Source organism: Pseudoalteromonas luteoviolacea NCIMB 1942 (assembly GCF_001625595.1).
In the GTDB taxonomy this organism is placed as follows: Bacteria; Pseudomonadota; Gammaproteobacteria; order Enterobacterales; family Alteromonadaceae; genus Pseudoalteromonas; species Pseudoalteromonas luteoviolacea_A.
Map to the genome: position 1 here is coordinate 90,579 of NZ_AUXT01000216.1, position 21,357 is coordinate 111,935.

The 21,357-nt window shown below is 43.1% G+C and carries 18 protein-coding genes; 9 read left to right on the plus strand and 9 right to left on the minus strand.

The features are described from left to right. Positions 1–364: 364 nt before the first annotated feature. Complete coding sequence (locus tag N482_RS22820; RefSeq protein ID WP_063379235.1) at positions 365–2,497, plus strand: S8 family peptidase; 2,133 nt, start codon at positions 365–367, stop codon at positions 2,495–2,497. A gap of 288 nt (positions 2,498–2,785) precedes the next feature. Here the strand turns inward: N482_RS22820 and N482_RS22825 are convergent, their stop codons facing one another. The 4 genes from N482_RS22825 to prlC all read right to left on the minus strand — a co-directional run bounded on the left by N482_RS22825 (position 2,786) and on the right by prlC (position 9,079). After that, positions 2,786–4,708 (minus strand): methyl-accepting chemotaxis protein, encoded by a 1,923-nt coding sequence (locus N482_RS22825; RefSeq protein ID WP_063379236.1) that lies wholly within the window; start codon positions 4,706–4,708, stop codon positions 2,786–2,788. 200 nt (positions 4,709–4,908) lie between these two features. Next, the gene (locus N482_RS22830) at positions 4,909–5,676 is read right to left on the minus strand and encodes a class I SAM-dependent methyltransferase (RefSeq protein ID WP_063379237.1); all 768 of its coding nucleotides are present in this window, start codon (positions 5,674–5,676) and stop codon (positions 4,909–4,911) included. A 76-nt stretch (positions 5,677–5,752) separates the two neighbouring features. Then, positions 5,753–6,907 carry a response regulator transcription factor gene (locus N482_RS22835; RefSeq protein WP_063379238.1) on the minus strand — a complete coding sequence of 385 codons (1,155 nt, stop codon included), beginning with the start codon at positions 6,905–6,907 and terminating at the stop codon, positions 5,753–5,755. Between the two features lie 126 nt (positions 6,908–7,033). After that, on the minus strand, positions 7,034–9,079 hold the full coding sequence (gene prlC, locus N482_RS22840; RefSeq protein WP_063379239.1) for an oligopeptidase A: 2,046 nt from the start codon (positions 9,077–9,079) through the stop codon (positions 7,034–7,036). Positions 9,080–9,232: 153 nt separating this feature from the next. Between prlC and gorA the strand changes: the two genes are divergently transcribed. From gorA to N482_RS22855, 3 genes are all read left to right on the plus strand, one after another. Further along, entirely contained in the window at positions 9,233–10,591 is a 1,359-nt protein-coding gene (gene gorA / locus N482_RS22845) for a glutathione-disulfide reductase (protein ID WP_063379240.1), read from the plus strand. A gap of 101 nt (positions 10,592–10,692) precedes the next feature. Beyond that, a complete protein-coding gene (locus N482_RS22850; RefSeq protein ID WP_081251194.1) occupies positions 10,693–11,622 on the plus strand; it encodes a substrate-binding periplasmic protein in 930 nt (309 codons plus the stop codon). Positions 11,623–11,922: 300 nt separating this feature from the next. Next, complete coding sequence (locus tag N482_RS22855; RefSeq protein WP_063379242.1) at positions 11,923–13,875, plus strand: BCCT family transporter; 1,953 nt, start codon at positions 11,923–11,925, stop codon at positions 13,873–13,875. 5 nt (positions 13,876–13,880) lie between these two features. Here N482_RS22855 and N482_RS22860 read toward each other — a convergent pair whose 3' ends face one another. Further along, complete coding sequence (locus N482_RS22860) at positions 13,881–14,366, minus strand: MarR family winged helix-turn-helix transcriptional regulator (protein WP_063379243.1); 486 nt, start codon at positions 14,364–14,366, stop codon at positions 13,881–13,883. Positions 14,367–14,438: 72 nt separating this feature from the next. After that, positions 14,439–15,152 (minus strand): glutamine amidotransferase-related protein, encoded by a 714-nt coding sequence (locus N482_RS22865; RefSeq protein ID WP_063379244.1) that lies wholly within the window; start codon positions 15,150–15,152, stop codon positions 14,439–14,441. A 103-nt stretch (positions 15,153–15,255) separates the two neighbouring features. Here N482_RS22865 and N482_RS22870 point away from each other — a divergent pair, with 103 nt between their 5' ends. Continuing rightward, on the plus strand, positions 15,256–16,047 hold the full coding sequence (locus tag N482_RS22870; protein WP_063379245.1) for an AraC family transcriptional regulator: 792 nt from the start codon (positions 15,256–15,258) through the stop codon (positions 16,045–16,047). Between the two features lie 5 nt (positions 16,048–16,052). Here N482_RS22870 and N482_RS22875 read toward each other — a convergent pair whose 3' ends face one another. Beyond that, entirely contained in the window at positions 16,053–16,694 is a 642-nt protein-coding gene (locus N482_RS22875; protein ID WP_063379246.1) for an NAD(P)-dependent oxidoreductase, read from the minus strand. Between the two features lie 187 nt (positions 16,695–16,881). Between N482_RS22875 and N482_RS22880 the strand changes: the two genes are divergently transcribed. From N482_RS22880 to N482_RS22890, 3 genes are read left to right on the plus strand one after another with little or no spacing between them, the layout of a single operon-like run. Further along, complete coding sequence (locus N482_RS22880) at positions 16,882–17,703, plus strand: arylamine N-acetyltransferase family protein (RefSeq protein WP_063379247.1); 822 nt, start codon at positions 16,882–16,884, stop codon at positions 17,701–17,703. 5 nt (positions 17,704–17,708) lie between these two features. Next, positions 17,709–18,575, plus strand: a complete 867-nt coding sequence (locus N482_RS22885) for a DMT family transporter (RefSeq protein WP_063379248.1) — start codon at positions 17,709–17,711, stop codon at positions 18,573–18,575. Between the two features lie 37 nt (positions 18,576–18,612). After that, positions 18,613–19,206, plus strand: coding sequence for a Crp/Fnr family transcriptional regulator (locus N482_RS22890; RefSeq protein WP_063379249.1), 594 nt, complete (start codon positions 18,613–18,615; stop codon positions 19,204–19,206). Between the two features lie 11 nt (positions 19,207–19,217). On the opposite strand, the gene N482_RS22895 is transcribed toward N482_RS22890, so the two are convergent. Next, complete coding sequence (locus N482_RS22895) at positions 19,218–19,598, minus strand: response regulator (RefSeq protein ID WP_063379250.1); 381 nt, start codon at positions 19,596–19,598, stop codon at positions 19,218–19,220. Between the two features lie 193 nt (positions 19,599–19,791). Here N482_RS22895 and purU point away from each other — a divergent pair, with 193 nt between their 5' ends. Further along, entirely contained in the window at positions 19,792–20,622 is an 831-nt protein-coding gene (gene purU, locus N482_RS22900) for a formyltetrahydrofolate deformylase (protein ID WP_063379251.1), read from the plus strand. Between the two features lie 30 nt (positions 20,623–20,652). Here purU and N482_RS22905 read toward each other — a convergent pair whose 3' ends face one another. Then, on the minus strand, positions 20,653–21,306 hold the full coding sequence (locus tag N482_RS22905) for a response regulator transcription factor (protein WP_063379252.1): 654 nt from the start codon (positions 21,304–21,306) through the stop codon (positions 20,653–20,655). Between the last annotated feature and the right edge of the window lie 51 nt (positions 21,307–21,357).

Genomic DNA, 21,357 nt, shown 5'->3' on the forward strand with positions numbered 1-21,357 from the left:
TATACTCTGAAACGAAAAACTTATGTCGCAATTATAACTATTTTTAAGCTTAAGGGGGAGTTTATAGTTTAAAACACAACCAAAAAGACATATTTTTATCACTTTTTAGAATATGGGATAAATCATTTACAATCATTTACAATATGAGGTAGTTTATTCTTTAACCGAGAATAATTTGATAAACTTTAATAAAAACATAATGATAATGAAATAATAAAGACTTTTACCCATCCCCTTATAACCAAAACAATAGTGTAAATAACAAAACAATACTTTCACACAAATCACACCGAGTTTACTTTTGTTAACCTCTTGGCGAATAAAGGTTGCCAAGATAACAACAAGTAAAAAAAGGGTAAAAAACATGACAACAGGAAATTTCAAACTAGCTGCTCTTTCTATTGCAGTAACAGGACTACTATCTGCAAACGCAATGGCACTACCAGAGATTGCAAACATGCAAGCAGAACAATTTGGTCCAAGCGTACCTAGCCAAGCAAAGCTCGCTCAAAAACTAGAATCACAAACCGGGTTTGGCACTCAGTTCATCATCAAATACAAAAATAACAACAGCGACATCATGTCGATTTCAAGCGCAGATATGTCACCTGTAATGATGAACACTCGCGCTCGCAGTTTCGTGAAGGGCTTCAACAGCAAGCGTGCAGCTGCTAAAGCGCAGTACGTTCGTCCGATGGCGCTTTCAAACCACCACGTAATGCGTGCAGACAAAAAACTAAGCGCGGCTGAAACACAAAAGTTCATGCAAGACATGATCGCATCTGGCAACGTTGAGCACATTGAAGTTGACCAGATGTTACAACCATTTGCGACACCAAACGATCCTAGCTACAGCTCTCAGTGGCATTACTTTGAAGCAGCTGGCGGTATCAACGCACCAGCAGCTTGGGATAAAGCAACAGGTAGCGGCGTAGTTGTTGCGGTACTAGATACAGGTTACCGACCTCACGCTGACTTAAACCCGAATATCCTGCAAGGTTATGACATGATCTCTAACCTATCTGTAGCAAATGACGGTGGCGGTCGTGATAACGATGCACGTGACCCAGGTGATGCAGTCACTGCAAACGAGTGTGGTTACACACACAGCGCACGCAACTCAAGCTGGCACGGTACACACGTTGCAGGTACAGTTGCGGCTGTCACAAACAACGGTGAAGGTGTTGCGGGTGTTGCTTACGACTCTAAAGTTGTACCTGTACGTGTACTTGGTAAGTGTGGTGGTTTAACGTCTGATATCGCTGACGGCATCATCTGGGCTTCAGGTGGTTCAGTATCAGGTGTACCTGCAAACGCAAACCCAGCTGATGTAATCAACATGAGTTTAGGTGGCAGCGGTGCATGTAGCTCTACGACTCAAAGTGCAATCAACCAAGCCCGTGCTAACGGCACAGTTGTTGTCATCGCTGCTGGTAACGACAACGACAACGCTAACAACTACAACCCAGGTAACTGTTCTGGTGTTGTAAACGTTGCATCTGTTGGCCGTAACGGTGGCCGTGCATACTACTCAAACTACGGTACTTCTATCGATGTTGCAGCACCTGGTGGCGCGCAAAGCTTTGCTAACGACCCAGAAGGTATTCTTTCAACTTACAACTCTGGTAGCAACACACCTGTAAGTGATAGCTACAGCTACTCGCAAGGTACTTCTATGGCAGCACCTCACGTAGCAGGTATTGCGGCACTAATTAAGCAAGCTAAACCAACTGCTACGCCAGATGAAATCGAAACAATCTTAAAAGACACGACTCGTAGCTTCCCTGCAACATGTACCAACTGTGGTACTGGTATTGTAGATGCAAATGCCGCGGTAGATATGGCACTTGGTAACGGTAATACAAACCCAGGTGACAACGCGCTTGTTGACGGTGAAACGAAAACAGGCCTGAGCGGTGCAAAAGACGCTGAAGCATTCTTCACGTTCGAAACGCCTGCAAATGCAAGCAAAATCACCTTCACTATGGGCGGTGGTACAGGTGACGCTGACCTATACGTAAGAGCTGGTTCTAAACCTACAACTTCAACTTACGACTGTCGTCCTTACGAAAGTGGTAACAACGAAGTATGTACAATTGACAACCCATCAGGTACTTACCATGTAATGATGCGCGGCTACTCTGCATACAGTGGTGTAAGCCTTGTTGCTAACGCAGAAACTTCAGGTACTACACAACCAGGTGGCCTTACTGAAAACAATCTTTCAGCATCAACAGGTAGCTGGAGCCGTCACCAACTAACTGTACCAGCTGGTATGTCTAGCCTTACAGTGAAAATCTCTGGTGGCTCAGGTGATGCAGACCTTTATGTAAATCCAGGTGCTGTACCTTCTACTTCAACTTACCAATGTCGTCCTTACGAAAGTGGTAACGTTGAAACATGTACCATCACAAACCCAGCTGCTGGCGTTTGGCACTTTGGTGTAAGAGCGTACCGCACATTCTCAGGTGTGACACTAGACGCTCAATATAAGTAATCCCCTATAACTTGCAGTAAATATGGGCCGAACATTGTTCGGCCTTTTTTGTGCGTGCGGTTTAGAGTTAAATCATGGCCGCAGGCTGTGACTTTTGCACAAAGTAAATAGAACCACTTTAATTAACAGAACTTATATCTTTTACTGTCTAAGTTGCGCATATCTTTGAGGGCTGAATCAGGTTTGGGGTCACCGTAGAATTGCCCTGTCATAGCAGTTAAATTATGAACACATAAAAAAGACCAAACAGAAGTTTGGCCTTTCGCTTACTCTCACGTTAATACTTACTTAAAGGCCTAGACTGTGTCTGATCTGAGCCATTTGTTGCTCTAAACTTTGCTGAATTTGCTGAATTTGCTGGTTCGAGCTGCTGACCTGTTGCTTCATTGACGCCATCGAGCTACTAAAACTGTCCACCAGCTCTGTTTGCTTATTCGACAATGCCATCGCATCTGCTGCGACTTGGCTTGCACCTTGGGCACGCCCTGCCACGCCTTCAGAGTTACGCTTCAGTTCCTGAGCATGCTCTGTTTGTTGCTGTGCCTCAGAAGCCAGTGCGCTGATCTGGTTAGACACCTTGCTTGAATTGTCACTTAAAATATTCAACTGCTCGTTAATATCCGTCAATGACTCTTGCGTTTGACGAGCCAGCTTTCTGACTTCATCGGCAACCACTGCAAAGCCTCGACCGTGCTCTCCCGCGCGAGCAGACTCAATCGCTGCATTTAAAGCCAAAAGGTTAGTTTGTTCTGCAATAGTGTGGATCATTTCAATCACCTTACCCACATCTTCAACACCCACAAGGAGTTCGTTTAGGCTACTCAACCCCTGCTCTACACGCTGCTGTGTACTGGAACTGGCCTTCAACATGGACTCAGCAAATCCAACACTTTGTGTCATAGCGTTAAAGGTATCACTGGCGTTGTCAGCAACTTGCTGGTTGATATTGCTAGCTTCGCCGCCAATGACTTTAATTTCTTCGAGTTGTATTTGATTATGTTCAACCTGATCATAGGTATTTTCAGACTGATGCCCAATACTGGCCAAGTTTCGATTCATACCCTGCATAAAATCGTTAATGACTTGCAGCATTTGCTCACGCTCTTGCGCTTCTGTGCGCTGTCTTTCAATCAGCTGATTAAAGTACTGCGCAATTTCACCAACCTCGGTATTAGCGCGTTTGCACTTGATTTGTTTAAGCTCATTACTTTCGATTAGAAATGCAAAGCCGTCACGTAAGTTGCGCAGTGGTGTAAGCACTTGGCTAAACTGCACCCAATACATACCACCGGCTAAAAGTACAAGTAAACCAATCGCTGCACCAAATATAGTAAACACCTGAGATTTAACGGCAACTTGCTCACTCTTTAACAGCTCTCCCGCTTCTAACATCAAAGCAGAAAGCTGTTTGATATCGTCTCTTAGTGCGGTGATCCCCTGCTGTCTTTGTTGTGCTTGCACAATTGTGTTTTGTAAATCGCGACTAAATCGATTTGGCCAGCTTGTAAGTTCAGCCTTTATTTCCTGAGCTAAATCTTCTGGCTCTTCACCCAAGAACAGCTCGTCTTCATCTACTTCGGTCATCACGCCCAAGTCATCTAGGCGCTCAATTTGACGCGCAAGTTCTTGTAGTCGATTAAGCGATTGATTCAAGCTCTGCTGGGTTGATTTATCGTAGTGAAGCACCAGTTGATAGGTGTAAATACTTAAGTTTGTTGTTTCAAAATAATAGTCTGACGCCAGTGAGTAATAGCGCGCACTGAGTACATGGCCATTCGCATCTGCTACATAATTCATCAACGAAGATGCAGAGCCTGCCATTTGTCTCAAGGCGTTGTCGAGCAGAGCTAACTCATTGCCAGATAGTTTGCCCAAGGCTCGGTATTTACCTTGTATATCTGCATCTAGCTCATCTAATTGCTGCACCATATTCGACATAACATCAGAGGAAATTTCAGATAGATGTACGCGCTTGATGGTGCTAATTTGTTCACTAGCTTGGTTTAAATACTGGCTATCTCCCGCACTTAAATAGTCTTCAATTGTGCCTGCGAGATCAATCAACACCGTATTTTTTAACTGCGTATACGCACTGTCCTGTTGATCCAACTTGCTAAATACTTGGCTTGCCCAAAATAAAGTTACCGCAAGAATGATACTGGCTGTCGCTAGTAAAATAGCAAGCAACCGGGTGAAAGACGAAACACGCATATGTACTACAGGCCTTATCAGTTGATTTCAGCGCTAGACTATTAATGTTTTATGACAGTTTGATGTAAATTGTTTAGTTCCTGTTCACCCAAGTGAAAAAGCATACTTTTTACGTATGCTTTTTGTGTACAACTTTGACAGTTTTTTGAAGGTTGTATGCGATTACAATTAAAAATTAAGTTTTAGACGGCCTCATGTCATTACTTCATGGCCGCGTTAACGTACACATCAAAACGATTTTTCTTGGTGGTGATCTGCATACTTGGCGCTTGCTCATTTAAAAATGGCGCATAATCTGGCCTTTTAACTACCACGCGTTTTGTCGCAAGCGCTGTGGCAAAGGGTAATAATGTATCGGCATCATCATCAGCGCCTACCAAAGACTGGAATACCCGCATTTCTTTTTTAACCTGTGCCGACTTTTCACGATGTGGAAACATGGGGTCCAAATACACCACATCCGGTTTTGATGATGCATCGCTTGTGGCTTGTTCAAGTAGTTCATGGCTCGAACCAAAAGCAATGGCCATGCTTTCCTTCATCCAGTCACCAATTTCAGGGTCTTGATAAGCGCGTTGTAGCCCATCGTATAAAAGCACAGCAACAACTGGATGCCTTTCATGCATAAGCACCTTACAACCCAAAGATGCCAACACAAATGCGTCGCGACCTAGCCCTGCTGTGGCATCTAGCACCACAGGTGTCACGCCTTTATTTAAGCCAACCGCTTTGGCAATCGCCTGCCCTTTACCGCCACCAAATTTACGCCTATGAGCGCTCGCTCCGGTTACAAAGTCGACTCGAATTGCACCCAGCTTAGGCTCGTCCTTTTTAAATAGCTGTAATCCGTCTTCATCGTAAACAAGCCGAAAATCGTTATCGAGTTCAGTCAAAGCGCTCAGTTTAAAGCGTTGAGTTAGCTCATCTAGGTAAGTGCGGTTTTCAGAAAATGGCGTATGAATGTACAACTGCAGACTCCTGTTGTTTAAGCCTGCAGAGTATAACGTTTAATGAGAGAAAAAAGAATGCATCAGCTCAGTGATGCTAAAACAGCTCAATATCTGTTTGCGCGGGGACTTCTTCTTCTCCCCAAGGTTTTGCCATTTGATTGAGGCTTTGAATGAGCTCCTGACGCACTTGAGTTATTTCTCCCAGTTTATATCGGATAATTGAAAACTCGTCATTCACAAAGGCAAAGTGCTCGCAAAGGCTTTCAATTGATGCTTTATATTCTTCCCCTAAGGCTTGTTTAACAGCATCTTGTTTTACAAATGCTTCCAGCTCAGAGACTTTGGTGCCATACACTTCACCAATACAACTTAGTTGCTCACTGAGTTGAGCAAAAGCCAAGCCAATTTCTTCCACTTTGTTAAGCGCTACCTCGCTTACTTCCATGTCTTTTATTTTGGCGTTGGTCGCTTCCAATATATGGGGTAATAAATCTTTAAACCGACCATAAAGTGCAGGGTCGTCAGTTGGCATATTTTTTATGAGCAGAGATACTTTTGGATAATTGATAATCGTTCGCCGGCCAAAATCGACAAAACGACTCCCCTCTTTATTGGTTTCCAATAATTCTTGCTCTATGGGTTGAATTGCTCCCTCTTGCGAAAAAAACACGGCCTGATTGTGATACCAAAATGCCAACGCGACTTCTAAATTGAGTGGCGTAAAAAACTCTAAAAAGTACTCAGATAGGGTACTTAAATCATGAGCATGGTAAGACTGACCCACATAGCGCATTATGCGCCCCATATCGCCTGAGTCTGTCATGGCAATTTCAGCGGTAATTTGCGCCCGCTGCATATCTTGTTTAAGTGCCACCGACTGGCGCCGATAGTCATCTAACACTTTGATTCTAGCAAGTAACTCAGACCCTTCAAAAGGCTTCACTATGTAATCTGCTGCGCCCGCATTGTAGCCTCGCATTCGTTCACTAATGTCCCCTTTTGAAGACAAAAACATGACGGGTATATCAACCGTGTGCTCCCCACCTTTGAGCCGCTCACACACCTCAAACCCAGACATACCGGGCATTTCAACGTCAAGTAAGATAATATCTGGCTGATACTTTATCGCTAACCTTAGGCCTTGTTCACCATTTTTTGCATGGATCAATTTACAGTTTTGAGATAGTGACTGCTCGATAACATGGTGGATCAGCTTGTCATCGTCAATGGCAAGCACTAAGTTGGTCATATGGCTTTCCCTACAAGATCAGGTCTTTACCAAAGCATAGACGGAAACGCTTATTTTGCGAGTGCAAAAACAACAAAGCGCCCATTCGGGCGCTTCGATATATCAATTAGTGACTTAGCTATGTAATTAGGCAGCTTTTCCTATGCCGCTATGGCGGAGCAATGCGTCAACCTGAGGTGCACGCCCTCTAAAACGCTGGAACAATGCCATAGGCTCTTCAGAGCCACCCATTTCCAGTATATTTTCCATAAAGGATTTACCTGTTTGCGCATTGAAAATACCTTCTTCTTCAAAGCGTGAAAACGCGTCAGCTGAGAGTACTTCGGCCCACTTGTAAGAGTAGTATCCTGCGCTGTAACCGCCCGCAAATATATGGCTAAACGCATGCTGAAAACGGTTAAACTCAGGCGCTTTAATAACCGAAATTTGATCACGGACTTGATTCAATGTCGCTTGAATTTGGCACGGTTGTGCAGCGTCATAATCTGCGTGAATATGGAAGTCAAATAATGAAAACTCAATTTGTCTGAGCATCATCATCGCTGACTGGTAGTTTTTAGCCGCTAGTAACTTGTCTAGCAACTCTTTAGGGAGTGGTTCGCCAGTCTCATAATGACCTGAAATAAAGTTCAACGCCTCCACTTCATAACACCAGTTTTCTAAGAACTGACTCGGCAATTCAACGGCGTCCCAAGCAACCCCATTGATACCCGAAACAGCAGGTGCGTCAACTTGTGTCAGCATATGGTGAATACCGTGACCAAACTCATGGAATAAAGTTGTCACTTCGTTGTGCGTAAATAATGCAGGCTTGTCCCCTACAGCCTTATTAAAGTTACACACTAAGTAAGCTACTGGTGTTTGTAGTGTGCCACTTTCAGATACTCTGCGACCTCGGCAATCATCCATCCATGCACCACCGCGTTTATGCTCTCGTGCGTATAGGTCTAAATAGAAGTTACCACGTAATGTGCCCTGCTGATCGTGAATAGCAAAGAAGCGCACGTCTTCATGATACGTATCAAACTCTTTGACTTCAGTTACTGAAATACCGAATAAGCGATTGACCGTTTCAAACAGCCCGCTGAGGACCTTGTCAGCTGGGAAGTAAGGACGTAATTGCTCATCCGAAATTGCGTATTTGGCTTGTTTTAACTTCTCGCCATAATAGCCATAGTCCCACGCTTCGAGCTGAGTCACCTGATACTGCTCTTTCGCAAACGCTTGTAGCTCTGCTACCTCTTTTTGAGCTTGCGGCTTAGATGCTTTTGCCAAGTCATTCAAAAACTCAAAGACCTGTGCTGGAGACTCTGCCATTTTAGTTGCCAAAGAATGCTCCGCATAATTTTCAAACCCAAGCAATTGCGCAATTTCATGTCGCAAAGCTAACTTTTCTGTCATTAATTCTGAGTTATCAAATTGATTTGCGTTAGGGCCTTGACCAGATGCACGAGTTACATAAGCTCGGTACATTTGCTCGCGCATAGAACGATTATCCGCATAAGTCATCACAGGTAAATAGGAAGGAATATCTAATGTAAATACCCACCCTTCAAGCTCTTTGCTTTGTGCCGTATGCGCAGCAAGCGCTAAAGCCGATTCCGGCAACCCACCAAGATCGGCTTCACCCGTTACATGTAAATGCCAAGCTTGTGTGGCATCCATCACATTGTTACCAAACTTTGAACCTAGCTCAGAAAGCCGTGCACTGATCTCACCATAGCGTTTTTGGCCAGCTTCATCTAAGGCAATACCCGATAACTTAAAATCTCTTAGGGCATTTGTAATGGTTTTTCGCTGCGCGACTGACAGCATGTCGAAGTCGCTACTTTGTTGAATAGACAAATAACCCTTATACAGACCTTGATGTTGGCCAGCGTAAGTTGAATACTCAGAGATAAGCGGTAAACACGCTTCATAGGCTTGCCTTAATTCTTCACTATTTACCACAGAGTTCATATGAGACACTGGCGACCACATTCTAGAAAGCTTATCGTCTGCTTCTTCATAGGGCAGAACAAAGTTATCCCATGTAAACTGGTCCTGTTCCACAATACAGTCAATGGTATTGCGGCAGTGTTCAATGGCTGCTTTTAATGCAGGAACAATGTGCTCTGACTTTATGTTTGAAAACGGCGGTAATCCTTCTAAACCAATTAATGGGTTACTCATAATGTCTCTCTTAAATTTTTTATTTCCCAATTAAACTTGAAATAAGGGCTAATAGCGCAAATACAAGTAAAACTTACTAACCTAGTTGAAAGTAATGACGTATTTTATCTGTCATCTTAAGACTAGTTCAGCGAATTCAGAAGAGGAAAAATTATGGCTCAACATTTTGACTACATTGCCATCGGTGGTGGCAGTGGCGGCATCGCATCAGCTAACCGTGCGGCAATGCGTGGCGCTAAAGTCGCACTTGTCGAAGCAAAACATATGGGTGGCACGTGTGTTAACGTAGGCTGCGTACCTAAAAAAGTTATGTGGCACGGTGCTCAGGTTGCTGAAGCCATCAAGCTTTATGCGCCAGACTACGGCTTTGATGTTGAGCTAAAAAACTTTAACTGGGCCAAATTGGTGGAAAGCCGTGAAGCTTATATTGGTCGTATTCATCAAGGTTACAACAAATACCTTGCAAGTAATGGCGTAACAGTTATTAACGGGGTTGCCAAATTCATCGACAATAAAACCATTGAAGTCAATGGCGAACAATATACAGCCGATCATATCTGTATTGCTGTTGGTGGCCGCCCAAGTGTGCCAAATATCCCTGGGGCTGAACATGGTATCGATTCAAATGGCTTCTTTGAGTTAAACGAACAACCGCGCCGCGTTGCAGTCGTTGGCGCGGGTTACATCGCCGTTGAATTAGCCGGTGTACTACATAGTCTAGGCACTGAAACCCACTTATTTGTGCGTAAACATGCACCGCTTCGTAATTTTGACCCTATGGTCGTTGAAACACTGACTGAAGTGATGGAGAAGGAAGGGCCAACTTTACATACTCATGCAACACCTGAAGAACTCGTGAAAGAGGCTGATGGTTCAGTAACACTACATCTCGAAAACGGCGAATCACACACAGTTGATCAAGTGATTTGGGCAATTGGTCGCGAGCCGGTAACAGATAAAATCAACTTAGCAGCTACCGATGTTGAAATCACTGATAAAGGCTATGTGGAAGTAGACGAGTGGCAAAATACATCTGTGTCTGGTATTTACGCGCTGGGCGATATCATGGAAGGCGGTATTGAGTTAACGCCAGTAGCTGTAAAAGCAGGTCGTATGCTGGCAGAGCGCCTATTTAACCCGGAATTGCCGAATGCCAAAATGGACTACAACCTTGTACCAACGGTTGTGTTCAGCCACCCTCCAATTGGTACCATTGGGCTTACCGAGCCAGAAGCTATTGCAGAGTACGGCGAGGACAACGTCAAAGTGTACAATTCTACTTTCGCAGCCATGTACACGGCGGTGACACAACACCGTCAACCTTGCAGAATGAAGCTGGTTTGCGCAGGCCCTGAAGAAAAGGTTGTAGGTCTGCACGGTATTGGCTTTGCGGTTGATGAAATGATCCAAGGTTTTGGTGTTGCTATGAAGATGGGCGCAACCAAAGCAGACTTTGATTCAGTGGTAGCCATTCACCCAACAGGCTCTGAAGAGTTTGTGACGATGAGGTAACCGCTTCGCTCAATCTATAAATAGGGCTATATTGAAAACATGGTCCTATTAATTTTATAACTTCATTTGACTCTTTTGTTTGTCTAATCTTTGTTCACCCCTTGAGTAAATTAGACAAATCCAACTCTGGCCACAATACTCATACAAACCTTGATGTCATGAAAGCACTTATGAAAGCACTTTGGATTGCCGGTTTGATATATATGTGGGCCTTTATTCAACCAGCTCATGCCCAGACTTATAGACATAAACTATTGGTATCAGCGCACCCAATAGAGCCATTTATCATTACCCATCATGGTGAAGTACAAAGTGGGTTTATTGTGGATATTTTTCATGAACTTGAACAGATGCTTGGGCGTCAGCATTCAGTTCAAATCAGCTCATTTGCACGTGGCATCAAAATGTTAGAAAAGGGCTCTAAAGTTGTCAGTGCAAGGTATCGACAAACTATCGTCTACCATCGAGCACATTTGGTCGTGGCGAAAACACCGGCAAGACTCGAACGGTTCAAATGGGTGGGCCCTTTGCTATTTGACGGCCCTGTACTCTATCAAAAATCGAAAGACACAAGAGAGTTTAATAGTTTAGAAGATATAAAGCACAGTGAGGCTACATGTATCACGCAACATAAAGTTCGTGACTCTGAATTATATGCTCAACACCAAATCCTTTATCATGAGACGCAAAGCCAAGTGGGGGCTATTCAGCTATTGCTCCAACCGAAAAGCCGCTTTGATTGCACTATGCTATCACTGATGAATACCCGTGAGGTCCTCAGCTTAGCTGGACACCCTTTATCACATCTCAAAGCGATGAATATTCAATTGCCGGCTCAAGGCGTATACATAGCTTTTTCGCTAATGACGCCAGATGACATTATCGCAAAATGGCAAAGCGCACTTGAGCAACTCAATCAAACAGGTAAACGGCTTGAAATCATACAGCGCTACGTCCCTTTCTATACCGCTGAGCTCGAAGAGCAACTGCGTCAGTCTATTCAACCAGAACTTCAAGAGGAACTAGAATAATTAATCATCCCTAATTTAGTTACAGCTAAAACCATTTCTCCTCACTGCTTGCTCGTTACAAAGCTAAGAAGCCCACTTCTCTTAATTATTCTTGCAGCACAAACGATGCCTTCCTTTATCTATGCATGGTTAAAAGTTACAATACTAATTATTAGAGCTCTAAATTTATTAGCGCTTTATGTTTTGAAATGGGGTTCATGTCTGAAGGTATAAGGCAATTCATTAGCGCCGATACATCTAACTACAATACGCCTCGCCACAAAACAAATTTATTCGTGATCTAATAATTAGAGTTTCACTATGAAAAAAGACAACTCGTCTCTAAATTTACCCGTTTTTTATACTTCCTCGGCCGTCGTGCTGGTACTGGTCATTTTTGCCGTATTCAGTCCAACGACCGCATCCTCCCTATTTTCGTTAACTCAGTCAGCCATCACTCAAAACGCCAGCTGGTTTTACGTGTTAACGGTGGCAATTATTTTAGGCCTAGTCGTGTATCTTAGTATGTCTCGATTTGGCGAAATAAAGCTTGGGCCAGACCACTCCGATCCCGACTATAGCTTTTCAACTTGGCTGGCAATGCTCTTTGCCGCAGGCATGGGGATCGGGCTGATGTTTTTTGGCGTCGCGGAACCCGTAATGCATTTTGTTTCTCCGCCATCACAACAAAGCGGTTCACTCGAAGCAATTAAAGAAGCAATGAAAATCACATTCTTTCATTGGGGTTTTCACGCATGGGCAATTTACGCCATCGTGGCTATGATCCTCGCTTACTTTAGCTACCGACATAACTTACCCTTAACACTGCGCTCCGCCCTCTACCCGATTATTGGCGATCGCATAAATGGCTGGGCCGGCCATGCCGTAGATATTTTCGCGGTAGTTGGTACTGTTTTTGGTGTAGCCACGTCGCTTGGTTTGGGAGCAGCTCAAGTCAACTCTGGGCTGGCTTATCTGTTTTCATTTGAGGTTTCAACGCTCAATCAAGTCTTCATTATGATAGGTATCACCGCGCTGGCATCTATTTCAGTGGCCACAGGGCTAGATAAAGGCATTAAGATCCTCTCTCAAACGAATATGATTTTGGCCGTTGTGCTACTGGCGTTAATATTTTTTATTGGCCCTAGCGTGTTTTTACTTCAAGCCTATGTACAAAATTTTGGTGAATACCTCTCCGATATTGTTTCAACCACCTTTAATTTATTCGCCTATGAAAAGAAAGACTGGATAGGTGGTTGGACTATTTTTTATTGGGGCTGGTGGCTAGCTTGGGCACCGTTTGTAGGATTGTTTATCGCCCGTATTTCTAAAGGACGCACTATTCGCGAATTTGTGATTGGCGTGACCTGTATTCCAACAGCCTTCACCTTATTATGGATGACTATCTTTGGTAATTCTGCCCTGTCGATGATTTTTGAGCAGGGTTTAACCAACATCTCACAAATGGTCAGCAACAATTCGGCCGTAGCCTTGTTTGTATTTTTAGAAAACTACCCACTGTCACAAATGCTAATTGGACTTTCAATTATCATGATTGTGGTGTTCTTTGTTACCTCTTGTGACTCGGGCGCTATGGTCATAGACATGTTGTGCTCTAACGGCAAAAACGACACACCGCTTTGGCAAAGGTTGTTTTGGTCTATTGGTGTTGGGATTGTTGCAGCCGCTTTAAGCCTTGCAGGCGGATTAGATGCTCTGCAAACGTTGACCATAGCGAGTGCTCTGCCATTTTCTATTGTGCTATTGGTCGCCTGCTACGGCCTAATTAGCGCCCTACGAGTGGACGATGCTAAGCGCAGCGCACAAACCATGCCTATGACTTTTGAAAACCAAGTAAATGATGAGCAAACATGGCAAGAGAGTCTGGCGCTACTCATTGCGACGCCAGCTAAAGGTAAAGTCGACAAGTTTATCCTGAAAGAAGCCAAACCGGCTCTGAAAAAAATCAGAGATGAGTTTGAGAATAATCAGCTAGAAGCTGAGGTGAAAGTACATAACTCGGCAGTTATTCTTACAGTTCATCACGGTGACGAGCACGATTTTGTTTATGGAGTGTATAAAAATAAGCGTCTACAGCCTGATTTTACTCAAAGTGATGTAACAGACAGTGACTCATATTATTGTGCAGAGGTGCACTTAAGTGAAGGCGGGCAAAATTACGATATTATGGGCTGGTCAGAAACCGCCATTATTAATGATGTACTGTCACAGTACCAAAAACACCTACACTTTTTAAATGTGCTACGCGAGTAGCGCACTTATTTGCCGGATTCGTTCTGACTCATAGGGGCAATTTCTAACACTGGTGCAGCGTCTAACTCATTAGCATCCATCATGGTTGCAATACGTTGCATCGATGACAGTAATAAAGACTGCTCCCATTCCTCTAATTCACAAAAGTTCTGAATAAAGTGTTCTTGTAAAGGCTGGGGGGCATCAATTAATAGCCCTTTCCCCTGTTGTGATAAAAACAAGCTAACACGCCTCTTGTCTTGCGAGTTCCTTACACGCTCAACAAGCCCTCGGCTTTCCAATCGGTCCAAAATATTTGTCACCGTCGCAGCGCTTAGATTTACGTTTTTAGCAATTTGGCTTGCTGTCACCCCTTTTACGCGAGCAATTTCTTGCATTATCAATAGTTGTGGCCCAGTCAAACCTGATGATTTATTCAACTGTTTAGAATGTAGATCAATCGCCCGAATGACTTTTCTTATCGATACTAAGAGTTCTTCGTACTTTTCCATTTTTATAACCAATAAATACAACGACAATCGCAGTATAATCATAATCTTTAATTTGAGCTATAAATCAATGTACTAACCTTGGGCAAAGGCCTCAGTGAGTTTGTCCAAAAAGACATAAAGTACTTCATTCATTTGTGCATAATCGTGATGGGCTAGTACATCTGGCATTTGCACAAAAGGATATTTTTCAGCCTCGCTAAAGTCTTCATGTTTACTGAGCTCCTTGACCAAATCAGTGGTGAGCTCCATATGGCACTGAAAACCAAAGACCCACTCTTGGTATTGTACAATTTGCCTTGGGCAGCCTTCACTGTACGCCAAAACCCTAGCTTCTGCGGTAAGGCCCGGCATATCACTATGCCAGTGGCCAACTTCAAGTTTCTCTCCAAAATGGCTTAGCAGAGAATGTGATTTAGCGACTTCAGTTAAATGGATAGGAAACTTGCCAACTTCTCTTTCAGGACTGGATTTATGGCGAGCGCCCAATGCCTCACCAATTAGCTGAGCGCCTAAGCAAACGCCAATAACTAACTTATTTGCGTCAATGAACTGCGTGATTAAACGCTGCTCTGCAATAGAGTCAAAATGAGGGCACTGATCAATTGTGGTAGCTGGGCTTTGTGGGCCGCCCATTACAACCAGCATATCCACCCCTTCTGAATTGCTTAGTAAATTATCACCTTGATACAGTCGAGAATAGCTAACCTGATACTGTGTCTGTAACGCCCATTGCTCAAAAGCACCTGGCGCCTCAAAATACTCGTGGATAACAAAATGAAGATGCATGCCTGTCTCTAGTTTTTGCAAAATAAATGTGGGTTTATCATATAACGATCTTTCACGGCATAATTTAAACTATAAGACATAAAGTATATAAAAACCGCCATCTATGAACGCCAACACATTAATCAGCATCAACGAACAAAAACAGCTCGTAGCGAAGACAATTAGCATGCCTGCTAGCTACCTCGATGACTACCACCAGCACCCTTGGCATCAGGTCATTTTTCCAGTATCTGGGTTATTGCAGTCAGAGATAGACAACCGACGAGTAGTTGTCCCACATAATGCGCTGTTATATATTCCAGCTGGTACGCAGCATAAATCTGTGGCGTTCACTCGCACCGAATTTGCTGCACTCTATTTGAATCCAACAAGCAAAGTTACTTTTTGTCATGCGCCAAAGTCTTGCTTAGTCACGCCTTTTTTTAAGGAGTTGGTACTACTGCTCCTCAAAAAAGCGGATGCGCCCGACAACAATGCCACTTCAAACCTGTTACACGTTTTAAATGACCAAATTACCGCGGCTGCCAACTACGAAATTCCGCTTTTAAAACCAAAAGATCGGCGAACTTTAGCTATTTTCGAAGGGCTCATAGACCAACCTGCCACCCGCTTAACATTAGCACAGTGGGCACAGCAAGTAGGCGCTTCTGAACGTACATTAAGTCGTTTGTTCACCAAAGAATTTAATCAATCATTCAGAGCTTGGCGTCAGCACCTAAGGCTCGTGCTATCATTAGAGCTGCTCACCACGACTCGCTCAATACAGGACATCGCACTTAGCCTTGGCTTTGCATCAGATGCAGCTTATATTTCGGCATTTAAAGCCCTTTTTGTTAATACACCACACACATACCGAAACGGTGTACTTCAAGCAAAAACAGTTTATAGCCTATAGCGTTGTCAGTATCCAACGGTAAATTTACCGCCCAAAAATTGCGGAGACTGAGCTTCGTCTAACAATGCTACTGCAAAGTCTTGCCAAGAAATATGTGACTTTCCCTGTTCATCAATTAACAGCTCTCCATCACTCACTCTAAATTGCCCTGTGCGTGTTCCTGAGCCAATTAACGCAGCAGGGCTCATATATGTCCAGTTTTGATTTCTATGAGACACACAGTGCTGATATTGCTCATAGCAAGCTTGTGCAATATCTTTCCACGCGGGGGGAACAAATGACTCATCGTCAAGCACCAATTTACCATCCGTGTTAGGAACGGTTAAACAAGCAGCTCCGCCGACAAGAAGTAATCGAGTGCGCGTTTCTAAAAGCCCTTCTAATAATGCATTCGCAATACCGACTAATTGCTTTTCTTGCCCCTCTACTGGCCTTGTCGCACTAATCACAAGATCTTGGCCTTGGCTCAGCCGAATAACATCCTCAACATTATTCACATCTGCCACTTCAATATTTACATTTGCTGGTAGCTGTGAGGCTTTAGAGGCACTGCGAGTCACCGCGGTTACTTGATGCCCTCGGTTGAGCGCTTCGACCGCCACTACTTGACCAATGTTACCTGTTGCACCAAATACGGTTATACGCATGTCTTTCTCCTTTATATGTTCGTTGCGCTGTACTAGGTGTTTACTTTAAATGTCTTTGTCCCAAGAGAAATTAACCGAGGTTTAGTCACAGAAGTTTTTTATTTGCACACAATAAACCTAGGTTCATTACAGCCCGTGTTTTGCTCTTTAAGCTTAGTCTCATGATTTATTAGACGAAGAGCACTCCATGAATAATGCACAGATAGTACAACAGTACTTAACAGAATTAGGCCTTACAAATTACGTTCTCGACCTCGAGTTTATAAACCAACTGCAACGTAAGCACATTGCTAAGTACAGTTTTAACAGCATCTCTGTCTTACTCAATCAACCTATGCCGCTGGACGTACCGCATCTATTCAATAAGCTTATTACCAAACAAAGCGGCGGATACTGCTTTGAACACAATAAGTTGGTATACACGATACTGCAAAGCCTAGGTTTTGATGTAAAACTGCTACTTGCAAAAGTGGTATATAATCGCGATATTAATGTCCCAAGAACCCACAGAGCAACTTTAGTAACCTATGAAGGCGCGGACTATCTTTTGGACGTTGGCTTTGGCCCTCAAGGTGCTTTTTACCCATTAAAACTTGTTTTAGATACCCCGCAACAGCAAGGGAATGAAACCTTTCAGATAAGCAAAAAAAACGAAACGGCGTATCACTTTCAAGTGCTAAAAAATGGTGTATTCTTTACTCTATATACCTTTGATTTAAATGAGTACACAGAGCCAGATTGCGACCTCAGTCATTTTTATTCCCACAAGCACCCAGAAGCCGCTTTTGTCAAAAACTTGGTCGTAAGTAGAAAAACACTCGATACAACACACTCTCTCAGAAATGGCCAATACCACCATATCACCGCCAAGCACACTGAAATCACTACCATCACCTGTGAAAAACAGCTCCACCAACTACTAAGCCAGCAGTTTAATCTCAATTTGGACTTCGCGATTTCAACTTACTTGTTCAGAAAATTTGCTCTACCCAATAGCCAAATCAGGTGACGTTTATGCATTCCACCCTCACTCAATCCATATTGCTTTTTGCATGGGTAAGCCTGCTTGCTTCTTCGTTTATTGTGTCTGAACAAGTACTGCCTTATGCATCCCCCGTGGCCGCAACTTGGTTACGATTTTTTCTGACCAGTATAATCCTGCTCCCTTTGGTTCGATTTGGCGTCGATTTTAAAATTGGTGTTAAACAGCTTGTGAAATATGCTGTTGTTAGTCTATTTATTGTGCTTTTTTTCGTAGGATTATTTGAGTCTCTCAAAACTACCACAGCGCAACGAACAGCTGTTATTTACACATTATTGCCGCTGATATGTGTGCTGCTAAGCTATTTTTTATTGCAAGTTGTACCAAAGATAATACAACTTTTGGGGTTTTTGTTAGGCATATTTGGTGCCATTTGGACTTTGTTGATTGCCGACACAGAAATAACAACTAACTGGCTCAGCGGCGATAGCCTATTTTTGCTCTCTTGTTTTAGCTTGGCACTGCATGTGGTGCTCACAAAAAAGTGGGCAAGTACGCAACGTGCTTTGATAAGCACGTTTATGATCGTTTCTCTTGGCAGCTTGTTACTTCTCCCGCCATTTATACTGTATGGCAACCCTCAGGATATCGCTTGGGGCAATTGGGCATTTTGGTTTGGTATTATTTATTTGACCCTTTTTACGACTTTGGGCACATTCTTTTTACAACAATATCTGCTCAAGCGTTTTAGTCCCAACGTCTTTTTGGCCGCCACTTACTTGGTGCCGGTTTTAGTTATATTGTTTCAAGGCATTGCCCAGTTAGAGGTGTTGCTTACCTGTCTACCAGCATTATTAATCATTTTGTTAGCGCTTTACTTGATTTCAAGTAAAGCCTAGGATTGTACCTATAATCATAAAAAACTAGGATCTAGCTATGAACATTCAACACCAATTAGAAGATTTTGTAGCTTTTTTCAGTAGCGAGCATAAGCCATTATCAGTGACGGATTTTAATAAATATGGTTTACAGGGCAAGTTAAGGCACTATCAACAAGGCGCTTTGCTAATAAGCCAAGGCAATCTTGCACCCAGTTTATTTTTTATCACCCAAGGCGATGTACGATATTTTAATGTCTCGGCCAATGGCAAGGAGTTTACCCAGTCATTTGCGTGCGCCCCAAGCATCGCTGGGTCAACGCGGGCAATGACCAGAAATACTCCCGCCCTTTTTAGTATCGAAGCCCTTGATGAAGTCATTTGTTTGGAATTTGAATGGCATAGTTTTTTCAATACTATGAAGCTGCAACCTGGTTTTTTAGAAGCTTATACTCAGTTGTTAGAAAACCTTTTCATAAAAAAAGAGGAACGCGAACATGCTTTTGCATACCTCAGCGCCGAACAACGTTATTTGGACTTTCTCACTAACAACCCCGAACTCAGCGGCAACGTACCACTCAAAATGATCGCCTCTCATATTGGTATTACGCCCATCGCTCTAAGTCGGATCCGCAGGAAATTAGAACTCTAAAATAGTGTCCTCTAACCCTGAACTAGGTTGAGACGTGATATTTTCTTGGCGAGCATATCAGGCGAAAAAGGCTTACAGATATACTCGTTAATGCCAAGTTCGACAATTTGCCTCACTTTATACATTGATGTTTCTGACGTGAGCATAATCACCTTAATTCGACTCAAGCGTTCATCCGACTTCATAATCTTTACTAAGTCAAACCCATTCAAGCCTGGCATGTTCCAGTCCGTGACCAAAACATCGTAATGATAAGTGTTGAGCTTCATCAGCGCTTGCCGGCCATCTCTTGCTTCGTCTAGCTCTCTGTACCCCAACGCTCTCAACGTCTGTAATGTTAACTGCCTCATTGTATTGGAATCATCCGCGATCAGTATTTTTATTCGGGCCATACGCACCTGTAGACCTAGGCTGTTTTCAACGAAATATTAGTGTAGTACATATGAACATTTAGTGTTCAACTCTCCCTATTCATAGTTTGACTCATTTAATCACAAAAATCGGAATAATCGATTCAAAAGTCGCATTGCATTTATATGTCATTAGGTTAATCTGAAAGACCGCTAAACGACTGGGATGAGGACCATGAGTTATATATTAACGACACAATGCCGTGATGAAATCGGCTTAATCGCCAAAATCACAAGTTTATGCCATGAGCACAACTTAAATATTGTTCGTAACAATGAATTTGTAGACACCGAAGGCAAACGCTTTTTTATGCGTACCGAGCTGACAGGTTCGCCCAGCGCGCTTTTCTTGTCACAGCTGCAAGCTAACTTACCCGATGGAGCAATTACCCACTTACATAGCCATACCAAGGTAAAGGTTGTGTTACTTGCCACCAAAGAAGCCCATTGCCTAGGAGGCTTGCTTTTAAAACAGTTTGAAAACGCGCTTAATATTGAAGTGCTTGCCGTTATCTCCAACTACCCTGATTTAGAGCCGCTCGTTAGCGCATTTAACATCCCATTCCACTGTGTTTCACATGAAGGTTTAAGCCGCAGTGAACATGATCAACAGGTGGGAGATTTAATTGCTCAATACTCTCCAGAACTTATTGGACTTGCGAAGTACATGCGTATCTTAAGTCCTGAGTTTGTGGCACGCTTTGAAGACAAAATAATCAATATTCACCACTCATTTTTGCCTGCCTTTATTGGCGCAAAACCCTACCATCAGGCATTTGAACGCGGTGTAAAAATCATCGGAGCAACCGCGCACTTTGTAAATAATGAGCTTGATGAGGGGCCTATTATCGTTCAGGATGTAACCCAAATTACGCATGCTAACAACGCGGAATCAATGGCAAAAATTGGCCGAGATATAGAGAAAACCGTTTTTTGCAAGGCGCTGCAACTTGCTTCTGAACACAAGCTATTTATTAATGGCAACAAAACGGTGGTCTTTAAATAACTTATAATGAAGGTGCAAAAGTAGCGCTTGCTACTTTGCTGCTTCAATTGGCTCTAATTGTAATTTGGAAGCGATTAGTACTGCTTGGGTTCGGTTGTAAACACCTAACTTTCTAAAGATTGCAGTGATATGTGCTTTAACAGTGGCTTCTGAAATACTGAGTTCATAGGCAATCTGCTTGTTAAGCAAACCCTCATGAAGGTACCGAAGTACTTTATACTGCTGTGGTGTCAATGAGGCAATCTGCTGTGCAAGCTCTCTTTCTTCACCATCCAAGTCTTCTATTTTTTCTTTTATATCAGAGGGCAGCCACGTTTCACCTTCTAATACCTGCATCAGTGCCGTAACAATATCTTGTGAAGAGGAAGCTTTAGGAATAAACCCCATCGCACCATACCCCATCACCTTAGAAATGGTATTAAGGTCTTCACTTCCCGACACGACTACGATGGGTAATGCTGGGTAATCTTCTCGAATGCGAATAAGTCCATACAAATCGCCATTTCCTGGCATATGTAGATCTAATAATAATAAGTCTAAGTCATCATATTCAGACAGCCGCTCTAACGTCTGTTCAAAGCTTTCCGACTCAATGACTTCTAGTCCGTCAAACTGATTTTGCAATGCCCCCTTTAGCGCTTCTCTAAATAGAGGGTGATCATCCGCAATTAAAAACTGATTCATGCATAGCTCCTAAAAAAATCGGCTGTCTTTGTTGTAAAGACAGCCGATATA